The following is a 16,153-nucleotide window of genomic DNA, read 5'->3' as shown; positions in this document are numbered from 1 at the left end:
AGTACGTCCAGTACGAGGCCGACTCGGGCGCACGCCCAGCCGGGCGCCCAACGCCGCGCGCTGATCTGCCAAGATCCGCCGGACAGGCCCTAGCGCCGTGTCGGCAGCCGGTCCATCAGGAGGCGGGTCTCCTCGTCCAGCGGGGTGTAGCTGATCAGCCGCGTCCCGAGCCGGGGGCCGAGCCAGAAGTTGGTGTACTCGCAGCGCAGCAGGCCCACGCCCGGCACCTGGAAGCGCTTGATCCCGTTGCGCGGCCGCATCACCTCGTGCCGCTGCCACTCCTCCTCGAAGTCCGGCGAGGCCTTGCGCAGCCGGGCCAGCAGCGCCTTCCAGGCGGGCTCGGCGGAGTGGTCGGCCATCGCGGCGCGGAACCGGGCCACCATGCCGAGGCGCTCCGTCCGGTAGTCGATCAGCACGTCGCGGAAGCGGGAGGGGGTGAACGCCAGCCACATCAGGTTCCGCTCCTCCGGGGGCAGCTCCCCGAGGTCGCCGACGATGGCGGTGTACGGCACGTTGTGCGCCAGGATGTCGTAGCGGGAGTTGACCGCGGCGGCCGGGTACGGCGCCAGCTGGTCCAGCACCAGCCGCACGCTCGGCGTCACCGAGGGGCACTCCTTCACCGGCGCCGGATCGTCCGCACCGGCCAGGGTGAACAGGTGCGCCCGCTCGCTCGGGTCCAGCAGCAGCGCCCGCGCCACCGCGTCCAGTACCTGGGCGGACACCTGGATGTCCCGCCCCTGCTCCAACCACGTGTACCAGGTCACCCCCACCGCGGCCAGCTGCGCCACCTCCTCCCGGCGCAGCCCCGGGGTGCGGCGGCGGCCGGTCAGCGGCAGGCCCACCTGCTCGGGCGCGATCCGCTCCCGGCGGCTGCGCAGGAACGCCGCCAGGTCGTGCCGGCGGGCTTCGCCGGGTGTGGCGCGGTGCGGCGCGGCGGTGCCGGGGCGGGCTTGCGCGGCCGGGGTCATCAGGCTCATGCTCCCCAGCATGCGGCACGCCGCAGCCTGTTGCCAGGTACTTCTCATACCTGGATAACCACACTCTGGTACCAGGCTGGGAACCGGCGGATCGTATGACCCGTGACTCAACGACTCGCCGTCGCCCCGGCCCCGCCCAGCACCGCCCGCACCACCGCCCCGAGCACCACCGCCCCGAGCACCACCGCCCCGCACACCCCCGCCCTCGGCACCGCCGGGCTGGTCACCGTCCTGCTCGGGGCCTTCCTGCCGATGCTCGACTTCTTCATCGTGAACGTCGCCCTGCCCACCATCGACCAGGACCTGGCCGCCGGACCGGCGGTGCTGGAACTCGTCGCCGCCGGCTACGGCATCGCCTTCGCCGTCCTGCTCGTCCTCGGCGGGCGGCTCGGCGACACCTTCGGCCGCCGCCGGCTCTTCGTCGCCGGGGCCACCGCCTTCGCCGTCACCTCACTGGCCTGCGGCCTCGCCCCCGACGCGTGGTCCCTGGTCGGCGCCCGGGCCGCCCAGGGCGCCTCGGCCGCGCTGCTGATCCCGCAGGTGCTCGGCACCATCACCGCCGCCACCGACGGCGCCCGGCGCGGCCGCGCGCTCAGCGTCTACGGCGCGGTCGGCGGCATCTCCGTGGTGATCGGCCAGGTGCTCGGCGGGATGCTCGTCGCCGCCGACCTCTTCGGCACCGGCTGGCGCTCGGTCTTCCTGCTGAACGTCCCGTTCGCGCTGCTCGCCGTCCTCCTCGCCGTCCGGTACGTGCCGGAGAGCCGGGCCACCCGGGCCGCCGCCGTCGACGTACCCGGCACCGTGCTGCTCACCGCCTCCCTGCTCTCCCTGCTCGTCCCGCTGATGGAGGGCCGCGCGGCCGGCTGGCCGCTCTGGTCCTGGGTGCTGCTCGCCCTGTTCCCGGTGTTCGCCACCGCCTTCGCCCTGGTCGAGAGCCGCGCGGAGCGGCGCGGCGCCACCCCGCTGGTGCCGCCCAGCCTGCTGCGGATCCCCGAGATGCGGCGCGGCCTCGGCATCGCGCTGCCCTACTTCGCCGGCTTCGGCGGCTTCATGTTCGTCATCGCCGTCGCCCTCCAGCAGGGCCTGCGGCTCGGCGTGGTCGCCGCCGGCTGGGCGCTCGTCCCGATGGCCGTCGGCTACTTCACCGCCTCGCTCTCGGGCCCGCGGCTGATCGGCCGCTGGGGCAGCCGGGTGCTCAGCGCCGGTGCCGTGGTCCAGGCCCTCGGCCTCATCACCATCGCGCTGACCGTCCTCGCCGACGCGGACCACTTCTCCCCGCTGCGGATGGCCCCCGGCGTCGCCCTCGCGGGCATCGGGCAGGGCCTGATCGGCACCCCGCTGTTCCGGGTCGTGCTCGCCAAGGTGCCCGCCGCCCGGGCCGGCGTCGGCAGCGGCGTCCTCGCCACCGGCCAGCAGTCCAGCCTCGCCCTCGGCGTGGCCACCCTGGGCACCCTCTACCTGTCCCTCTCCCCCAGCCTCGGCATGGGCCGCGCGCTCGCCCTGTGCCTCGGCGTCCAGCTGCTGGGCTCCTTCACCGTGCTGTACCTGACCACCCGGCTGCCCCGCTCCATCGGCTGAGCCCCGCGGGCCCACGGGCCCGGGCGACGACGAACGGCCCCGCGACCGGTTCCCGCCGGTCGCGGGGCCGTCGCGCTGCGGTCGCGGGGCCGTCGCGCTGCCGCAACCGCCCGTACGGTCAGGCGAGTTCCCTGACCACGGACAGGTACTCCTGGATGGCGTCGCGGTTGCGGGTCAGGCAGTGGATGCGGCGGGTCATCCGCTCGGTCTCGGACTCCAGGGTGTCGAGCATCTCCGGGGTGGCGTCCGCGAAGTGGATCTTCCGCGGGGCGTCCAGGCAGGGCAGGATCTGCTTGATGATCCGGGTCGGCAGCCCCGCGTCCAGCAGTCCGCGGATCTGGATCACCCGGTCGACCAGGTACTCGTCGTAGTCCCGGTACCCGTTCGCCTCGCGGCGCGGGAAGATCAGGCCCTGCTTCTCGTAGTAGCGCAGCAGGCGCGGCGAGGTCTCCGTCCGCCGGGCCAGTTCGCCGATCCGCATGTGACCACCCTCACGTCGGGGCCGGGCCGTTCCGGCTGGACCTTGACATCCGTGTCAACGATAGACGATCGGTCACATGCCGACCCACGAACTCCCCTCCCCCTCCTGCCCCATGACGACCCCGGCCACGGCCGGAGGCGCCGCCTCGACCCCCTCGCCCGACCCGGGGCTTCCGCTCGGCCCGGCGAGAGGGGCGCCACCGGCCGGACTGCCCTGGCCGGCGCTGCTCGCCCTGAGCACCGGCGGGTTCATCACCCTGATGACCGAGGCGCTGCCCGCCGGCGTCCTGCCCGCGATGAGCAGGGACCTCGGCGTCAGCCAGTCCGGCGCCGGACAGTCCGTCACCCTCTACGCGGTCGGCTCCATCGCGGCCGCCATCCCGCTGACCGCCGCCACCGCCGGCTGGCCGCGCAAGCGGCTGTTGCTCCTCGCCGTCGGCGGCTTCACCCTCGCCAACGCCGTCACCGCCGTCTCCGGCGACTACCCGCTCACCATGGCGGCCCGCTTCGCGGCGGGCCTGGTCGCCGGAATGCTGTGGGCCCTGCTGGCCGGGTACGCCCGCAGCATCGTCGCGCCCGAACAACGCGGACGGGCCATGGCCGTCGCGATGGGCGGCGCCACGGTCGCCCTGTCCGTCGGGGTCCCGGCCGGCACCATGCTCGCCGGGGCCGCCGGGTGGCGGGTCGCCTTCGGGCTGATGAGCGTCCTCGCGCTCGCCCTCGTCGGCTGGATCGCCGCAGCCGTCCCCCCGGTCCCCGGCCGGGCCGAACACGACCGGCTGCCGCTCCGGCAGGTGGTGCGGATCCCCGGCGTGGCGGCCGTCCTGGCCGTCACGGCGACCTTCGTACTCGCCCACAACGTCCTCTACACCTACGTCGCGGCCCTGCTCGAACCGCTGCACCTCGGCGGACGGACCGACACCGTGCTGCTCATCCTCGGCCTGGCCTCGCTGGTGAGCATCGCCGCCACCGGAGCCCTGATCGACCGGCACCTGCGCACCCTGACCCTCACCGCCTGCCTCCTCGTCGGCGCCGCGACCCTGACCCTCGCCGGCGCCCTGCTCGGCTCGTCCCCCTGGCCCGTCTACGCCGCCGCCGCGATCTGGGGCCTCGGCTTCGGCGGCGTCGCCACCCTGCTGCAGACCGCCGTCGCCGACGCCGCCGACACGGCCGCCGACCTCGCCCAGTCCCTGCTGGTCACCTGCTGGAACCTCGGCATCGCCGCCGCCGCGTCGGCCGGCGGCCTCCTCCTCGACCACGCCGGACCGCGCTCCCTCCCCTGGTCGGCCCTCGCCCTGCTGGCCCTCGCCCTGGCCGTCACGGCGGCCGCCCGCCGCCACGGGTTCCCGGGCAAGGGGTGACGCCCGTCCGGGTGAACCGGCCGCCCCGGGCCAGAGATCAGGACTGCTCGACCGGGTGGCGGCCGGGGAGTTGATCGGAATCACCCGCGAGGGACGGCTGATCGCCGTACTCACACCGCCGGCCCCGGAGCAGCGGGTGCTGGAGAACCTCGTACGCGACTGCACCAGCGGCCGACTGGATCCCGCCCTCGATCGCCGTCCGACTCCCGTCGGCCACCGAGGCCCTCCACGGGATGCGCGACGAGGAAGGTCGCTGATCGGCCTCGGCTCCTGCCCGCTCCGATCCCCCGGGCCACCGGCGGCGCCCCTGCCTAGGCGGCCGTCCCCCCACCCGGGGGCAGTCCGCCGATGAAGGTGTCCAGGCGGGCGACGGCGGTGCGGAGCAGGTCGATGGATCCGGTCGGGTCGTCCGGGAGTTCGAGGCCGTGGTCGGCGGCGGGGAGTTCCAGGACCTGGTGGCCGGTGGCGTCGGCGACGCTCCGGTCCCACAGCCTGTCGGCGCTGCCGCCGATCAGGAGGGTCGGCGCGGTGGCCCGGCCGAGGGCGTGGGCCACGTGGTCGAGGGTGAGCACCGGGGTGAGCCAGGCGGCCGGGAGGGCGCGGTCCGCGGCGAGGCCGGCGGCCAGGGAGCCCAGCGACTTGCCGACCAGCAGGCGGCAGGCACCGCCCTCCGCGTCGACGGCCGCGCCGACCTGCCGCTCGACCCAGGCGATCCGCTGCTCCGTCGTGAACTCGGCGAACGCCTCCGGGATCCGCCACCACAGCTCCTGGACCGTCCAGCCGTGCCGGGCCAGGACCGAGGAGGCGAAGTGCAGCAGTGGACGGGCGGGCGAGTAGCCGACGCCCGGGACGACCAGCGCGACCCGGTCCGGGTCGCCGTCGATGCGGGTGGGGAGGCTCGGTGCGGGGGAGGCGGACATGCCCGCAGGCTACTGCCGTCCGCCCTGGCGGGTGCCGGTCAGGCCCGGCTCCCCTCCGGGAGGACGGCCTGGGGCCGGGTGCCGACCACCGCGAGGATGCCGGCCACGGCGATCGCGGCGAAGACGGCCAGCGCCCCGGTGACGCCGACCGCACCGGCCAGCGTGCCGCCCAGCAACGCGCCCACCGGCATGACGAGTTGGCCGATCGAGCGGGACAGGCCGAGCACCCGCCCCAACTGCTCCGGCGGGGACAGCTGTTGCTGCAGGGTCACCCAACTGACGCCCCAGACCGTCGCGCAGAAGCCGAACACCGCCTGGTAGACGACCAGCACCGGAAGGGCCGCCCCGAGCGAGGCCAGCGGGATCAGGAACAGGGCGGCCGCGGCCAGCGGGCCGAAGAGCGGGATCACCCTGGTCAGCCCGACCCGCCGGATCACCCGCTTCGCGGTGAGCACCGCCGTCACCGCGGCGATGCTGTAGACGGCCTGGGTCAGACCGAGCTCCCCGGGGCTCAGGTCCACGACCTGGTAGGCGAAGTAGGCGAACAGCCCGGCCAGCCCGGCCCCGCCCAGGTTGAGCGCCGCCGCGGCGACGGCCAGCCGGGCCAGCAGCGGCCGGCCGCGCAGGACGTCGACGCCCTCCCGCAGCGAGGCCGCGACCCCCGGCCGGGCGGCGGCCTGCGGCGGCTCCTCGTCCCGGCGGAGCCGGGGCAGGCTCATGGCGAGGGCGGACAACCCGTAACTGACCGCGTCCGCGACCATCGCGGTGGCCGCCCCGACCGCCTGCACCAGCGCGGCGGCCAGCCCCGGCCCGGCGATCTGGCCGACCGAACGGGCCCCGGCCAGCTTGGCGTTGACCGCCACCAGGCCGTCCTTCGGCACGAAGTCCGCCACCACGGTCGGCACCGCGATGGCGGAGATCCCGCCCAGCGCCCCGGAGACCGCCGCGACCGCGCAGAGGTGGGCCAGCGTCAGCGCACCGGCGGCGTGCGCCAGCGGGACGGTGGCGATCAGCAGCAGCTGGGCGAGGTCCACCGCGACCAGCAGCCGCCGCCGGGAGGCGACCCGGTCCACCAGCACCCCGGCGAACGGGCCGGTCAGCCCCTGCACCCCGTACTCCAGGGCGAACAGCAGCGAGGCCGCCAGCGGCCCGGCGTCCAGCAGCAGGATCGCCAGCGCGGGCAGGGCCAGCGCCGTGACCTGGGTGCCCGCCACGCTGACGCCCTGCGAGAACATCAGGGCCGGTACGGCGTTCCGCGAGGCCCGCGGAGTGACCGACGGACCGGCCGCGGGGGACGTCCTGCGCCATCATCTGCCATGCGCCCCAAGCTACTTCAGCTATGGCGGACGGGCACCCCGGTCCGCGATACTTGGTTCGCACAGTGATCGAGTCCGAAGGAAGGGGGAGCTCATGAGCTTCGTTCTCGCGTTCCTGGCCGCCCTGGCGGCCGTCGTCGTCGGCACCACCCTGTTCCTGGCCCGCCGCGACCGGGCCCACCGACGGTGGGCGGACGGCACGGAGGGCCTGCTGATCGAGCGGCGGCGGACCTCCCAGGCCGCCCGGATCCGCACCACCCACTCCACCTGGGCCACCCACCACGGCAACGGCCTGTTCCCCGACGACCTCCAGACGCACTACGTCTGACGGGGCGACGCCAGGGCGGACGCGGCGGTACGGCGCCGGGCGGAAACCCGGGTGCACCCACCGGCCCGGCCGCGCGACACTACCCGGCATGAGCTCCGACGCCGCCCCGACCCCGCAGGTCCGGGCCCTCGACCACGTGGCCTCGCTCGCCGCCGGCCCGCCGGTCGACCCGGCCCTGCGGGTGACCCTCAACTTCCACCCGGACCGGGTCTCCCGCGGCCGGGCCGTCCTCGACGCCCTGGCCGAGGACGGCGTCTACCTCTCCCAGTTCGCCACCGGCACCAGCAACGGCGGCCTGACCGCCCACCCGGGCGGGGACCGCTGGCGCTGGGAGAGCCGGATCTTCAACGGCGCCTACGACGACGCGGCCCCCGGCGAACGTCCCGTCTACGGTGCCCTCGACCACCGCCGCAATCCCGTCGGCGCCGCACCCCGCTTCGGGTCCGCGCACTTCCGGCTCACCGCCCCCGCCCTGGAGCGCACCACCTTCTGCTACCCGGACAGCTTCCTGGAGCCCACGGACTTCGGCACCGCGGCCCACATGGGGCTCATCCCGCTCGCCCTGGCCGACGACCGGGACGCCCTCGACGACTGCATCGAGGCGCACGTCCACGGCCCGGTCCGGCTGGCCGTGGACGTCGAGGCCCTGGTGCTGGACCCCTGCTACCGGAACACCCCGGTCGAGGACGCCGCCCGCCGCCTCCCCTGCCCGCTGGAGTGGCACCCCGGCTTCCGGCTCACCGTCGAGGAGCTCCGCCGCCACCCCGACTACCGCGGCCGGGAGTTCGTCGACCTCGGCGCCCGGATCGCCGAGGACGGCGCCCTCGACCCCCGGATCATCGGCGCCGCCGCCGCGACCGGCCGCCACGACCCCCAGGACCTCAAGAGGGTGTGGCACTACCTCGCCCGCTTCGGCGCCCCCGCGTAGGGGGGTCGGCGGATCCTCGCGGCCCGGTGCGACAGTCCGGCGCCGCCCTGCTCCGGTGACCCGCGTCGCTCCTCCCGCCGCGGTTACCCTGGGGGCGGCGCCGGAGCCGGGGCGCGATCGAGAACCGAGGTCTCCCCTTGTCCGAGTACCAGGCCGCGCCGCGGACGGTCGTCGAGGCCTGCTTCGACCCGCAGGGCACCGCTTCCCTCGCCTACGTCTACGACCTCGCCGCCGCGGCCGGACTAGCCGACCAGCCGGTCCGGCTGGCGATCCGCCGGCTGGAGGCCGCGGGCGTCCTCCGGCAGGAGGGCCGCGGCCGCAAGGGCCGCCTCCTGCTGACCGACGCGGGCCGGCTCCGCTCCGACACGGACGTCCGCCTCGTCCGCCTCGCCTACGCCCAGGACGCCGGACTCGCCCCCTGGGACGGGCTCTGGCGGCTCCACACCTTCTCCGTACCGGAACAGCGCCGCCCCGAACGCGACGCCCTCCGCACCGCGCTGACCCGCCTCGGCGCCGCCCCGCTCGCCCCCGGCGCCTACCTCAGCCCGCACGACCTGCTGGCCGAACTCGTCGGCGAGACCTCGGAGTCCACCGTCGGCAGCTACCTGGTCACGGCGGAGGCCACCCGGCTGACCGGCCCCGGGTTCACCGACCCGGCCTCCGTCGCGGAGCGCCTGTGGCCCGCGGCCGACACCCTCGCCGCCTACCGGCCGCTCGCCGAGGCGCTCGCCGCGGAACCGGTCGGCACCGACCACGGCTCCCCCGCACTCGTCGCCTCCGCCCTGGGGTTGGCCGACGCGTTCAGCCGGGCACTGGAGCACGACCCACTGCTGCCGCCCGAACTGCGGCCCGCCCCCTGGCCGCCCGCACGACTGCGCCACGCCTTCCGGGAGCGGTGGGCGGCGATCCGGCGCCAGGCCCCCGACCTGTCCCTCTTCCGCGCCTTCGACCCGCCCGGGGCAGAAAAGGCCTGAGCGCCGGGAAAAGCAGTTGGCCCGGCGTCCCCGCCGCTCCGACAATCGCCGGATGACCGATGACCAGATCGACCCGGCCCGCCTGCGCGCCGCCCGCCGGGCCTGTACCCGCTTCCTCTCCGGCGCCCGCCCACTCACCATGCGCGAGCGCCTCACCGCGCTCGCCGAGGCGGTCGAGCCGGACGCTCACCCCGACATCTACGGGAACGGCGGCCCGGTCGGGGAGCTGGAGGAGCGCACCGCCGCGCTCCTCGGCACCGAGGACGCGGTGTTCTTCCCCAGCGGGACGATGGCCCAGCAGGTCGCCCTGCGCCACCACGCCGAGCGGACCGGCAACCCGGCCGTCGCGCTCCACCCGCAGAGCCACCTCGAACGGCACGAACGCCACGCCCACATCCAGCTCACCGGCCTGCGCAGCCTCTGGCCCACCACCGAGGCGCGGCAGCCGACCGCCGACGACCTGCGCGGCCTCGGCGAACCGTTCGGCACCCTGGTGGTGGAACTACCGCTCCGCGACCCGGGCTTCCTCCTGCCCAGCTGGGACGAGCTCACCGAACTGGTCGCCGCCGCCCGCGAGACCGGTGCCCGGGTGCACTTCGACGGCGCCCGCCTCTGGAACACCACGACCCACTTCGGCCGGCCGCTGGACGAGATCGCCGCCCTGGCCGACAGCGTCTACGTCTCCTACTACAAGGACCTCGGCGGCATCAGCGGGGCCGCCCTCGCCGGGGACAAGGCCTTCACCGCCTACGCCCGCACCTGGCGCCACCGTTACGGCGGCCAGCTCTACCAGCAGTGGCCGGCCGCCCTCGCCGCGCTCGCCGGCCTGGACACCGAGCTCCCCCGGATCCCCGGCTACACCCGCCACGCGGCGACCCTCGTCCCCGCCCTGGCCGCCCTTCCCGGGGCGCGGATCCTCCCGGAGGCGCCGCCCACCCACGACTTCCAGCTCTGGCTCCCCCACCCGGCGCGCGTCCTGAACGCCGCCACCCTCGCCCTCGCCGAGCGGGAGGGGACCTGGTTCCTGGACTGGACCGACGCCGCCCCCGGCCTCGCCATGGCCGAGGTCCGACTGGCGGGCTCGGCTCAGGACTGGACGGCGCAGGAGGTCACCGGACTCGGGCTGCGCTTCCTGGAGCTGGTCGCCGCCGCCGAACGGGACTGACCCCCGGGAGGGCCGGCCCTCCGACGGAGCCCGCCGTCAAACGGATGGCGGGCGCCCGACCCTTCGTGTCAGAATGACGATTATGAGCAAGCAGCAGGCCGGAGACTTCGCCGACGTCCGCAGCCGCGAGCAGTTGGCGGGCCTGATGGCCACCGGGGCGCGGCCGAAATGGGTGATGTTCTGGGGGCACACCGCCCGCAAGGGCGGCGGGACGCGACAGGAGTGCCTGAGCCAGTGGTGGCCCGGGCAGTTCACCGTCGACGGGGTGGCGTACGCCTCCGCCGAGCACTGGATGATGGCCGGCAAGGCCCGGATGTTCGGCGACGGGGCGATCGAGCAGCAGGTGCTGGCGGCCCGGACGCCCGCCGAGGCGAAGAAGCTGGGCCGGCTGGTCCGGGACTTCGACGACGAGACCTGGACGGCGGGCCGGTTCGACCTGGTGGTCGAGGGGAACGTCGCGAAGTTCGGCCAGGACGAGGCCCTGCGGGAGTACCTGCTCGGCACGGGCGGCCGCGTCCTGGTCGAGGCCAGCCCGGTGGACCGGATCTGGGGCATCGGGCTCGGCGCGGACGACATCCGGGCTGAACGCCCGCTGGAGTGGCGGGGGTTGAACCTGCTCGGGTTCGCACTGATGGAGGCGCGGGCGCGACTGGCCGGATGAGGCCGGTCGCTCCCCGGCCGGACGGGGCGGCCCCGCCGCGGAGCGCGACCGGCGCACTTCTCGCAACGGCCGCCCTCTGCGCGCTCCTTGACACCACTCGGGCACGACTGGTCGCGCTCTCGTAACTCCATCGCCACATTCCGACGCCAGGATGTCCCGCAGTCAGGGTACAGATGGACAGGTTGGGGCGATCATGCGCATGCGGTCGACGGAAGAATCCGCAGGCCAGCAACCGGAGGGCGAGCAACGGGCCGCCGAACTCCGGTCGGAACTGGACGAGTTGCTCCGCGCGAGCCGTTACGCGGGCCAACGCGAACGCCGGCTGAACGAGGCGATACGGGCGGCCCCGGGCCGCCGGCGCCCGGACGACGACCTGCTGCGGCAGCTCGCCCAGGCCCGCACCCTGCGCGAGGGCCTGGGTGCGCGCTGCCTGCAACTGAGCGATCAGTTAAGGGAATTGGAGATCCACCTCAGACAGCGGCCGCACCCCCGACCCGCCCCGGAGCAGGCGGATCACCCGCCCCTCTCTCCTCACCAGCCCCCACCGCCCCCGCCACCGGCGCCGACCCCACCTCCGGCCCCGATCCCGGCAACGGCCCCGCCCCCCGCAGCGGCGCCGTCTCCCGCTCCACCCGTCCGCCCCGACCTCGGCGCCCTCACCGAGCGGATCACCGGACTCCACCGCAGCGGCGCCCTCGCCGAGGCCGGGGAGCTGCTGGACCGGGCCGCCGCCCACCTCGCCCCCGCCGACGCCGCCCTGCTGGTCGGGATGCTCTCCCGGCGCGGCCCGACCGGCGCCTCGCTCCAACTGGCCCGGACGGCCGCCCGGGGCGCCCCCGAGCACGCCGTCACGGTGCTGGCGGAGCTGCGGGAGCTGGGCCTGGCCGAGGAGGCCGCCGAACTGTTCCACGCCTTCCGGGCCTACCCGGCCGCCGCGGTCCCGGCCCTGGTCGCCGCGCTGGAGCGGGCCGGGCAGCACGCCGACAGCGCCACGCTGCTCTGGGAGTGGGGCTCGGCACCGACCCCGGAGCTGACCTCGCTGGCCGCCGGCCTCCAGCAGCACGGCCGCCCCGCCGACGTCCGCACGCTGCTGCGCCAGGCGGCCGGCCGCCCGACCGCGGACCTGGCCGGACTCGCGACCGAGCTGCCGCCCGCGCTCGCCACCCTCCTGCTGCACGAGCTGGCGGCCCTGCGCCCGCCGGTCGAACTGGTGCGCCTGGCCGCCGCGCTGGAGAACCACCGGGACCTCTACGGACAGCTGCTGGCCGCACTGCTCGCCGACGGCACCCGCCACCGCACCACCCTGGCCGCCCTGCGCACGGCCGGCCTGCCGACCGCCCCGCCGGCCGCCCCCCGCTCCCGCTGGGGCCGGCGGTAGGCCCCCGCCCCCGGAGCAGCGAAACGCAGGGAGCCCCCGGCCCGCCTCCACGAAGGAGGACGGCCGGGGGCTCCCCGAAGTACCGCAGTACCGGACTACCGAAGGACCGGACTACCGAAGGACCGGACTCAGCAGCCGATCAGCCGCGCCGCCAGGTAGCCCTTCACCTGGTCGAGCGACACGCGCTCCTGCGACATGGTGTCGCGGTCGCGCACGGTCACCGCGTTGTCCTCAAGGGTGTCGAAGTCGACCGTGACGCAGAACGGCGTGCCGATCTCGTCCTGGCGGCGGTAGCGCTTGCCGATCGCGCCCGCGTCGTCGAACTCGACGTTCCACGCGGTGCGCAGGTCGGCGGCCAGGCCGCGGGCCTTCGGGGAGAGCTCGGCGTTGCGCGACAGCGGCAGCACGGCGACCTTGACCGGGGCCAGGCGCGGGTCGAGCCGCATGCCGACGCGCTTCTCCATGACGCCCTTGGCGTTCGGCGCCTCGTCCTCGAAGTAGGCGTCGATCAGGAAGGCCAGCATGGCGCGGTTGAGGCCGGCCGCCGGCTCGATGACGTACGGGAAGTACCGCTCGCCGCTCTCCTGGTCGAAGTACCGGAGGTCCTTGCCGGAGGCCTCGCTGTGCACCCGCAGGTCGTAGTCCGTGCGGTTGGCGACGCCCTCCAGCTCGGAGAACTCGGAGCCGCCGAAGTTGAAGCGGTACTCGATGTCCACGGTGCGCTTGGCGTAGTGGGAGAGCTTCTCCTTCGGGTGCTCGAAGAAGCGCATGTTCTCGGTGCGCATGCCGAGGTCGACGTACCAGTCCCAGCGCTGCTGGAGCCAGTACTCGTGCCACTGCTCGTCGTCGCCCGGCTTGACGAAGAACTCCATCTCCATCTGCTCGAACTCGCGGGTGCGGAAGATGAAGTTGCCGGGGGTGATCTCGTTGCGGAAGCTCTTGCCGGTCTGGGCGATGCCGAACGGCGGCTTCTTGCGCGACGTGGTCTGGACGGAACTGAAGTTGGTGAAGATGCCCTGGGCGGTCTCGGGGCGCAGGAACGCCAGGCCGCTCGCCTCCTCGGTGACGCCGAGGTGGGTCTTCAGCATGCCCGAGAAGTCCTTGGGCTCGGTGAACTGGCCCTTGGTACCGCAGTCGGGGCAGTTGACGTCCTTGAGGCCGTTCGGCGGCGGGAAGCCGTGCTTGGCCTCGTACTTCTCCTCCAGGTGGTCGGCCCGGTGGCGCTTGTGGCAGGAGAGGCACTCGGTCAGCGGGTCGTTGAAGGTGGCGACGTGGCCGGAGGCCTCCCAGACCTCGCGGGCCAGGATCACCGACGAGTCGAGTCCGACGACGTCCTCGCGGGCCTGGACCATCGTGCGCCACCACTGGCGCTTGATGTTCTCCTTGAGTTCGACGCCCAGCGGCCCGTAGTCCCAGGCGGCACGCGTGCCGCCGTAGATCTCGCTGCAGGGGTAGACGAAGCCTCGGCGCTTGCTCAGGCTGACGATCGTGTCGATCTTGTCGGCGGCCACAGTGCTCTCTTCAGTACGTACGGCACGGTCAGGGCACGGCTGGTTGCTCGTACCCGAATACCCAAGGTTACCGGCCGGACGGGTACGGGTTTCAAATCGATATGGTCCGGCTCCCCCCGTCCACGGCCACCTGTCGTTCACCCGTCCGAGTGAGTTGACAATCATTTCCACTTGAGATGAGAATGATTGTCATGATGATCGGACTGCTCAGCCGCCGGACCCGCAAGACCGCCGCCCTCGCCGTCGCCGCCCTCGCCTCCTCACTGGCCCTCACGGCCTGCGGCGGCAGCAGCAGCGCCCAGGGCACGGACGGCAAGCTGAACGTCGTCGCCTCCTTCTACCCGATGGAGTTCCTGGCCCAGCAGATCGGCAAGGAGCACGTCTCGGTCACCGACCTCACCGCGCCCGGCGTCGAGCCGCACGACCTGGAACTCACCGCCAAGCAGGTCGCCGGCGTCCAGAAGGCCGACGCGATCCTCTACCTCAAGGGCCTCCAGCCCACCGTCGACCAGGCCGTCGACCAGTCGGGCAGCAAGCACAAGATCGACGCCACCGCCGCCAGCCCGCTGGTCGACCACCACCTCGACGAGGGCACCGCCGAGGGCGACGGCCACAAGCACGAGGGCCCGGCCGGCGACCCGCACGTCTGGCTCGACCCGAGCCGCTACGCCGCGATCGCCAAGAGCGTCGGCGCCGAGTTCGCCAAGGCCGACCCCGCCCACGCCGCCGACTACCGGAAGAACACCGACGACCTGGTCACCCGGCTCACCGCCCTGGACCAGGAGTTCCGGACCGGGCTGCAGGACGTCAAGACCAAGACCTTCGTCACCAGCCACGCCGCCTTCGGCTACCTCGCCGACCACTACGGCCTCACCCAGGTCGCCATCAACGGCGTCGACCCGGAGTCCGAGCCCACCCCGGCCCGCCTCGCCGAGGTGCAGAAGGCCGCCAAGGACAACGGCGTCACCACGATCTTCTTCGAGACCCTGGTCAGCCCCAAGCTCGCCGACACCGTCGCCAAGGACCTCGGCCTCAAGACCGCCGTGCTGGACCCGCTGGAGGGCGTCAAGACTGATGCATCCAACGGCGCCGCCAAGGACGATTACCTGACCGTCATGAAGCAGAACCTGGCCAACCTCCGGGCCGCCCTCGGCGCGCCCACGGCGACCGCCGCCCCCACCCCCGCGAGCTGACGGGACGCACCACCATGACCCACCCGATACCCCCGGCCGTCCGCCTCCTCGACGCCGTCGCCTCGCGCGGCGGCCGGCCGGTGCTGCGCGGCGTCGACCTCACCGTCCGACCCGGCGAGGTCGTCGCCCTGCTCGGCGCCAACGGCTCCGGCAAGTCGACCACCGTCAAGGCCGTGATCGGCTCCGTGCCGCTGGAGCAGGGCACCCTGGAGCTGTTCGGCACCCCGTACGGCTCCTTCCGCGCCTGGCACCGGATCGGGTACGTCCCGCAGCGCACCACCGCCGCCTCCGGCGTCCCCGCCACCGTGCGCGAGGTGGTCTCCACCGGGCGGCTGGCGCAGCACCGGCTGCTGCCGTTCCGCCGCCGGGACCGCGCCGCGGTGGACGGCGCGCTGGCCGCCGTCGGCATGCTGGACCGGGCCGGGGACGGCGTCGCCGACCTCTCCGGCGGCCAGCAGCAGCGGGTCCTGATCGCCCGCGCCCTGGTCGGCACCCCCGACCTGCTGATCATGGACGAGCCGATGGCCGGCGTCGACGCCGCCAGCCAGCAGGTGCTCGCCGACACCCTGCGCGCCGAGGTCGGCCGCGGCGCCTCGGTGCTCCTGGTGCTGCACGAACTCGGGCCGCTGGAGCCGCTGATCGACCGCGCCGTGGTGCTGCGGGACGGCTGCGTCGCGCACGACGGCCCGCCGGTCCCCAACACCGGCCTGCACGCGCTGCCCGGCCACGACCACGTCCACCCGCACGCCGACCTCACCCCGCCGAGGCTGCTCGCATGACCGAGATGCTCTCCTACGACTTCATGCAGCGCGCCCTGCTGGCCGCCGTACTGGTCGGGATCACCGCCCCCGCCGTCGGGATCTACCTGGTGCAACGCCGCCAGGCGCTGATGGGCGACGGCATGGGCCACGTCGCGATGACCGGCGTCGGCCTCGGCTTCATCTTCCAGACCAGCCCGGTCTGGATGGCCGTGCTGGTCTGCGTGCTCGGCGCCGTCACCATGGAGCTGGTCCGCTCGCGCGGCAACCAGCGCGGCGACATCGCCCTGGCGATGCTCTTCTACGGCGGCATGGCCTGCGGCAAGCTGCTCGTCTCGATGTCCGCCCAGGCCGGGGCCGGCTCGCTGGAGAGCTACCTGTGGGGCTCGATCCTCACCGTCGCCCCCGCCGACCTGGCCACCATCGCGGTGCTCGGGGCCGTGGTCATCGCGGTCACCGTCGGCCTGCGCCGCCAGCTCTTCGCGATCTGCCAGGACGAGGACTTCGCCCGGGTCACCGGCGTTCCGGTGCGCACCCTCAACCTGCTGCTCGCGGTGATGGCCGCGGTCACCGTCACGGTCGCCATGCGGGTGGTCGGCCTGCTGCTGGTCAGCGCGCTGATGGT

The 16,153-nt window shown here is 74.3% G+C and carries 16 protein-coding genes; 11 read left to right on the top strand and 5 right to left on the bottom strand.

Annotation, left to right across the window (positions count from 1 at the left end; all coding sequences use genetic code 11):
- Positions 1 to 89: 89 nt before the first annotated feature.
- Complete coding sequence (locus ACFXPX_RS40475; protein WP_375892555.1) at positions 90 to 968, bottom strand: helix-turn-helix transcriptional regulator; 879 nt, start codon at positions 966 to 968, stop codon at positions 90 to 92.
- Positions 969 to 1,079: 111 nt separating this feature from the next.
- Here ACFXPX_RS40475 and ACFXPX_RS40470 point away from each other — a divergent pair, with 111 nt between their 5' ends.
- Entirely contained in the window at positions 1,080 to 2,555 is a 1,476-nt protein-coding gene (locus ACFXPX_RS40470) for an MFS transporter (protein WP_380591197.1), read from the top strand.
- Positions 2,556 to 2,673: 118 nt separating this feature from the next.
- On the opposite strand, the gene ACFXPX_RS40465 is transcribed toward ACFXPX_RS40470, so the two are convergent.
- Entirely contained in the window at positions 2,674 to 3,036 is a 363-nt protein-coding gene (locus tag ACFXPX_RS40465) for a MerR family transcriptional regulator (protein ID WP_375892507.1), read from the bottom strand.
- 76 nt (positions 3,037 to 3,112) lie between these two features.
- Between ACFXPX_RS40465 and ACFXPX_RS40460 the strand changes: the two genes are divergently transcribed.
- Positions 3,113 to 4,396, top strand: coding sequence for an MFS transporter (locus tag ACFXPX_RS40460; RefSeq protein WP_380644847.1), 1,284 nt, complete (start codon positions 3,113 to 3,115; stop codon positions 4,394 to 4,396).
- Positions 4,397 to 4,707: 311 nt separating this feature from the next.
- On the opposite strand, the gene ACFXPX_RS40455 is transcribed toward ACFXPX_RS40460, so the two are convergent.
- Positions 4,708 to 5,316, bottom strand: coding sequence for an alpha/beta hydrolase (locus tag ACFXPX_RS40455; protein WP_380644846.1), 609 nt, complete (start codon positions 5,314 to 5,316; stop codon positions 4,708 to 4,710).
- Between the two features lie 38 nt (positions 5,317 to 5,354).
- The gene (locus ACFXPX_RS40450; RefSeq protein ID WP_380591188.1) at positions 5,355 to 6,551 is read right to left on the bottom strand and encodes an MFS transporter; all 1,197 of its coding nucleotides are present in this window, start codon (positions 6,549 to 6,551) and stop codon (positions 5,355 to 5,357) included.
- 175 nt (positions 6,552 to 6,726) lie between these two features.
- Between ACFXPX_RS40450 and ACFXPX_RS40445 the strand changes: the two genes are divergently transcribed.
- From ACFXPX_RS40445 to ACFXPX_RS40420, 6 genes are all read left to right on the top strand, one after another.
- The gene (locus ACFXPX_RS40445; protein WP_375892498.1) at positions 6,727 to 6,960 is read left to right on the top strand and encodes a hypothetical protein; all 234 of its coding nucleotides are present in this window, start codon (positions 6,727 to 6,729) and stop codon (positions 6,958 to 6,960) included.
- A gap of 88 nt (positions 6,961 to 7,048) precedes the next feature.
- Positions 7,049 to 7,888, top strand: coding sequence for a DUF3626 domain-containing protein (locus tag ACFXPX_RS40440; protein WP_380524892.1), 840 nt, complete (start codon positions 7,049 to 7,051; stop codon positions 7,886 to 7,888).
- Between the two features lie 137 nt (positions 7,889 to 8,025).
- Positions 8,026 to 8,862, top strand: coding sequence for a PaaX family transcriptional regulator C-terminal domain-containing protein (locus ACFXPX_RS40435; protein WP_380644845.1), 837 nt, complete (start codon positions 8,026 to 8,028; stop codon positions 8,860 to 8,862).
- A 52-nt stretch (positions 8,863 to 8,914) separates the two neighbouring features.
- Positions 8,915 to 10,027, top strand: a complete 1,113-nt coding sequence (locus tag ACFXPX_RS40430) for a threonine aldolase family protein (protein WP_380524890.1) — start codon at positions 8,915 to 8,917, stop codon at positions 10,025 to 10,027.
- An 82-nt stretch (positions 10,028 to 10,109) separates the two neighbouring features.
- Complete coding sequence (locus tag ACFXPX_RS40425; RefSeq protein WP_380524889.1) at positions 10,110 to 10,688, top strand: NADAR family protein; 579 nt, start codon at positions 10,110 to 10,112, stop codon at positions 10,686 to 10,688.
- 199 nt (positions 10,689 to 10,887) lie between these two features.
- The gene (locus ACFXPX_RS40420; protein ID WP_380644844.1) at positions 10,888 to 12,066 is read left to right on the top strand and encodes a hypothetical protein; all 1,179 of its coding nucleotides are present in this window, start codon (positions 10,888 to 10,890) and stop codon (positions 12,064 to 12,066) included.
- 128 nt (positions 12,067 to 12,194) lie between these two features.
- Here the strand turns inward: ACFXPX_RS40420 and ACFXPX_RS40415 are convergent, their stop codons facing one another.
- On the bottom strand, positions 12,195 to 13,577 hold the full coding sequence (locus tag ACFXPX_RS40415; protein ID WP_375892489.1) for a glycine--tRNA ligase: 1,383 nt from the start codon (positions 13,575 to 13,577) through the stop codon (positions 12,195 to 12,197).
- Positions 13,578 to 13,768: 191 nt separating this feature from the next.
- Here ACFXPX_RS40415 and ACFXPX_RS40410 point away from each other — a divergent pair, with 191 nt between their 5' ends.
- From ACFXPX_RS40410 to ACFXPX_RS40400, 3 genes are all read left to right on the top strand, one after another.
- Entirely contained in the window at positions 13,769 to 14,770 is a 1,002-nt protein-coding gene (locus tag ACFXPX_RS40410) for a metal ABC transporter substrate-binding protein (RefSeq protein ID WP_375892488.1), read from the top strand.
- Positions 14,771 to 14,784: 14 nt separating this feature from the next.
- Positions 14,785 to 15,549, top strand: coding sequence for a metal ABC transporter ATP-binding protein (locus ACFXPX_RS40405; protein ID WP_375892487.1), 765 nt, complete (start codon positions 14,785 to 14,787; stop codon positions 15,547 to 15,549).
- On the top strand, positions 15,546 to 16,153 hold a 608-nt coding region (locus ACFXPX_RS40400; protein ID WP_380644843.1), incomplete at its 3' end, for a metal ABC transporter permease. The genes ACFXPX_RS40405 and ACFXPX_RS40400, both read left to right, overlap by 4 nt.

The organism is Kitasatospora sp. NPDC059146, assembly GCF_042786665.1.
In the GTDB taxonomy this organism is placed as follows: Bacteria; Actinomycetota; Actinomycetes; order Streptomycetales; family Streptomycetaceae; genus Kitasatospora.
Note: the sequence above shows the minus strand (reverse complement) of the source record. Positions and strands in the feature narration are given on the sequence as shown.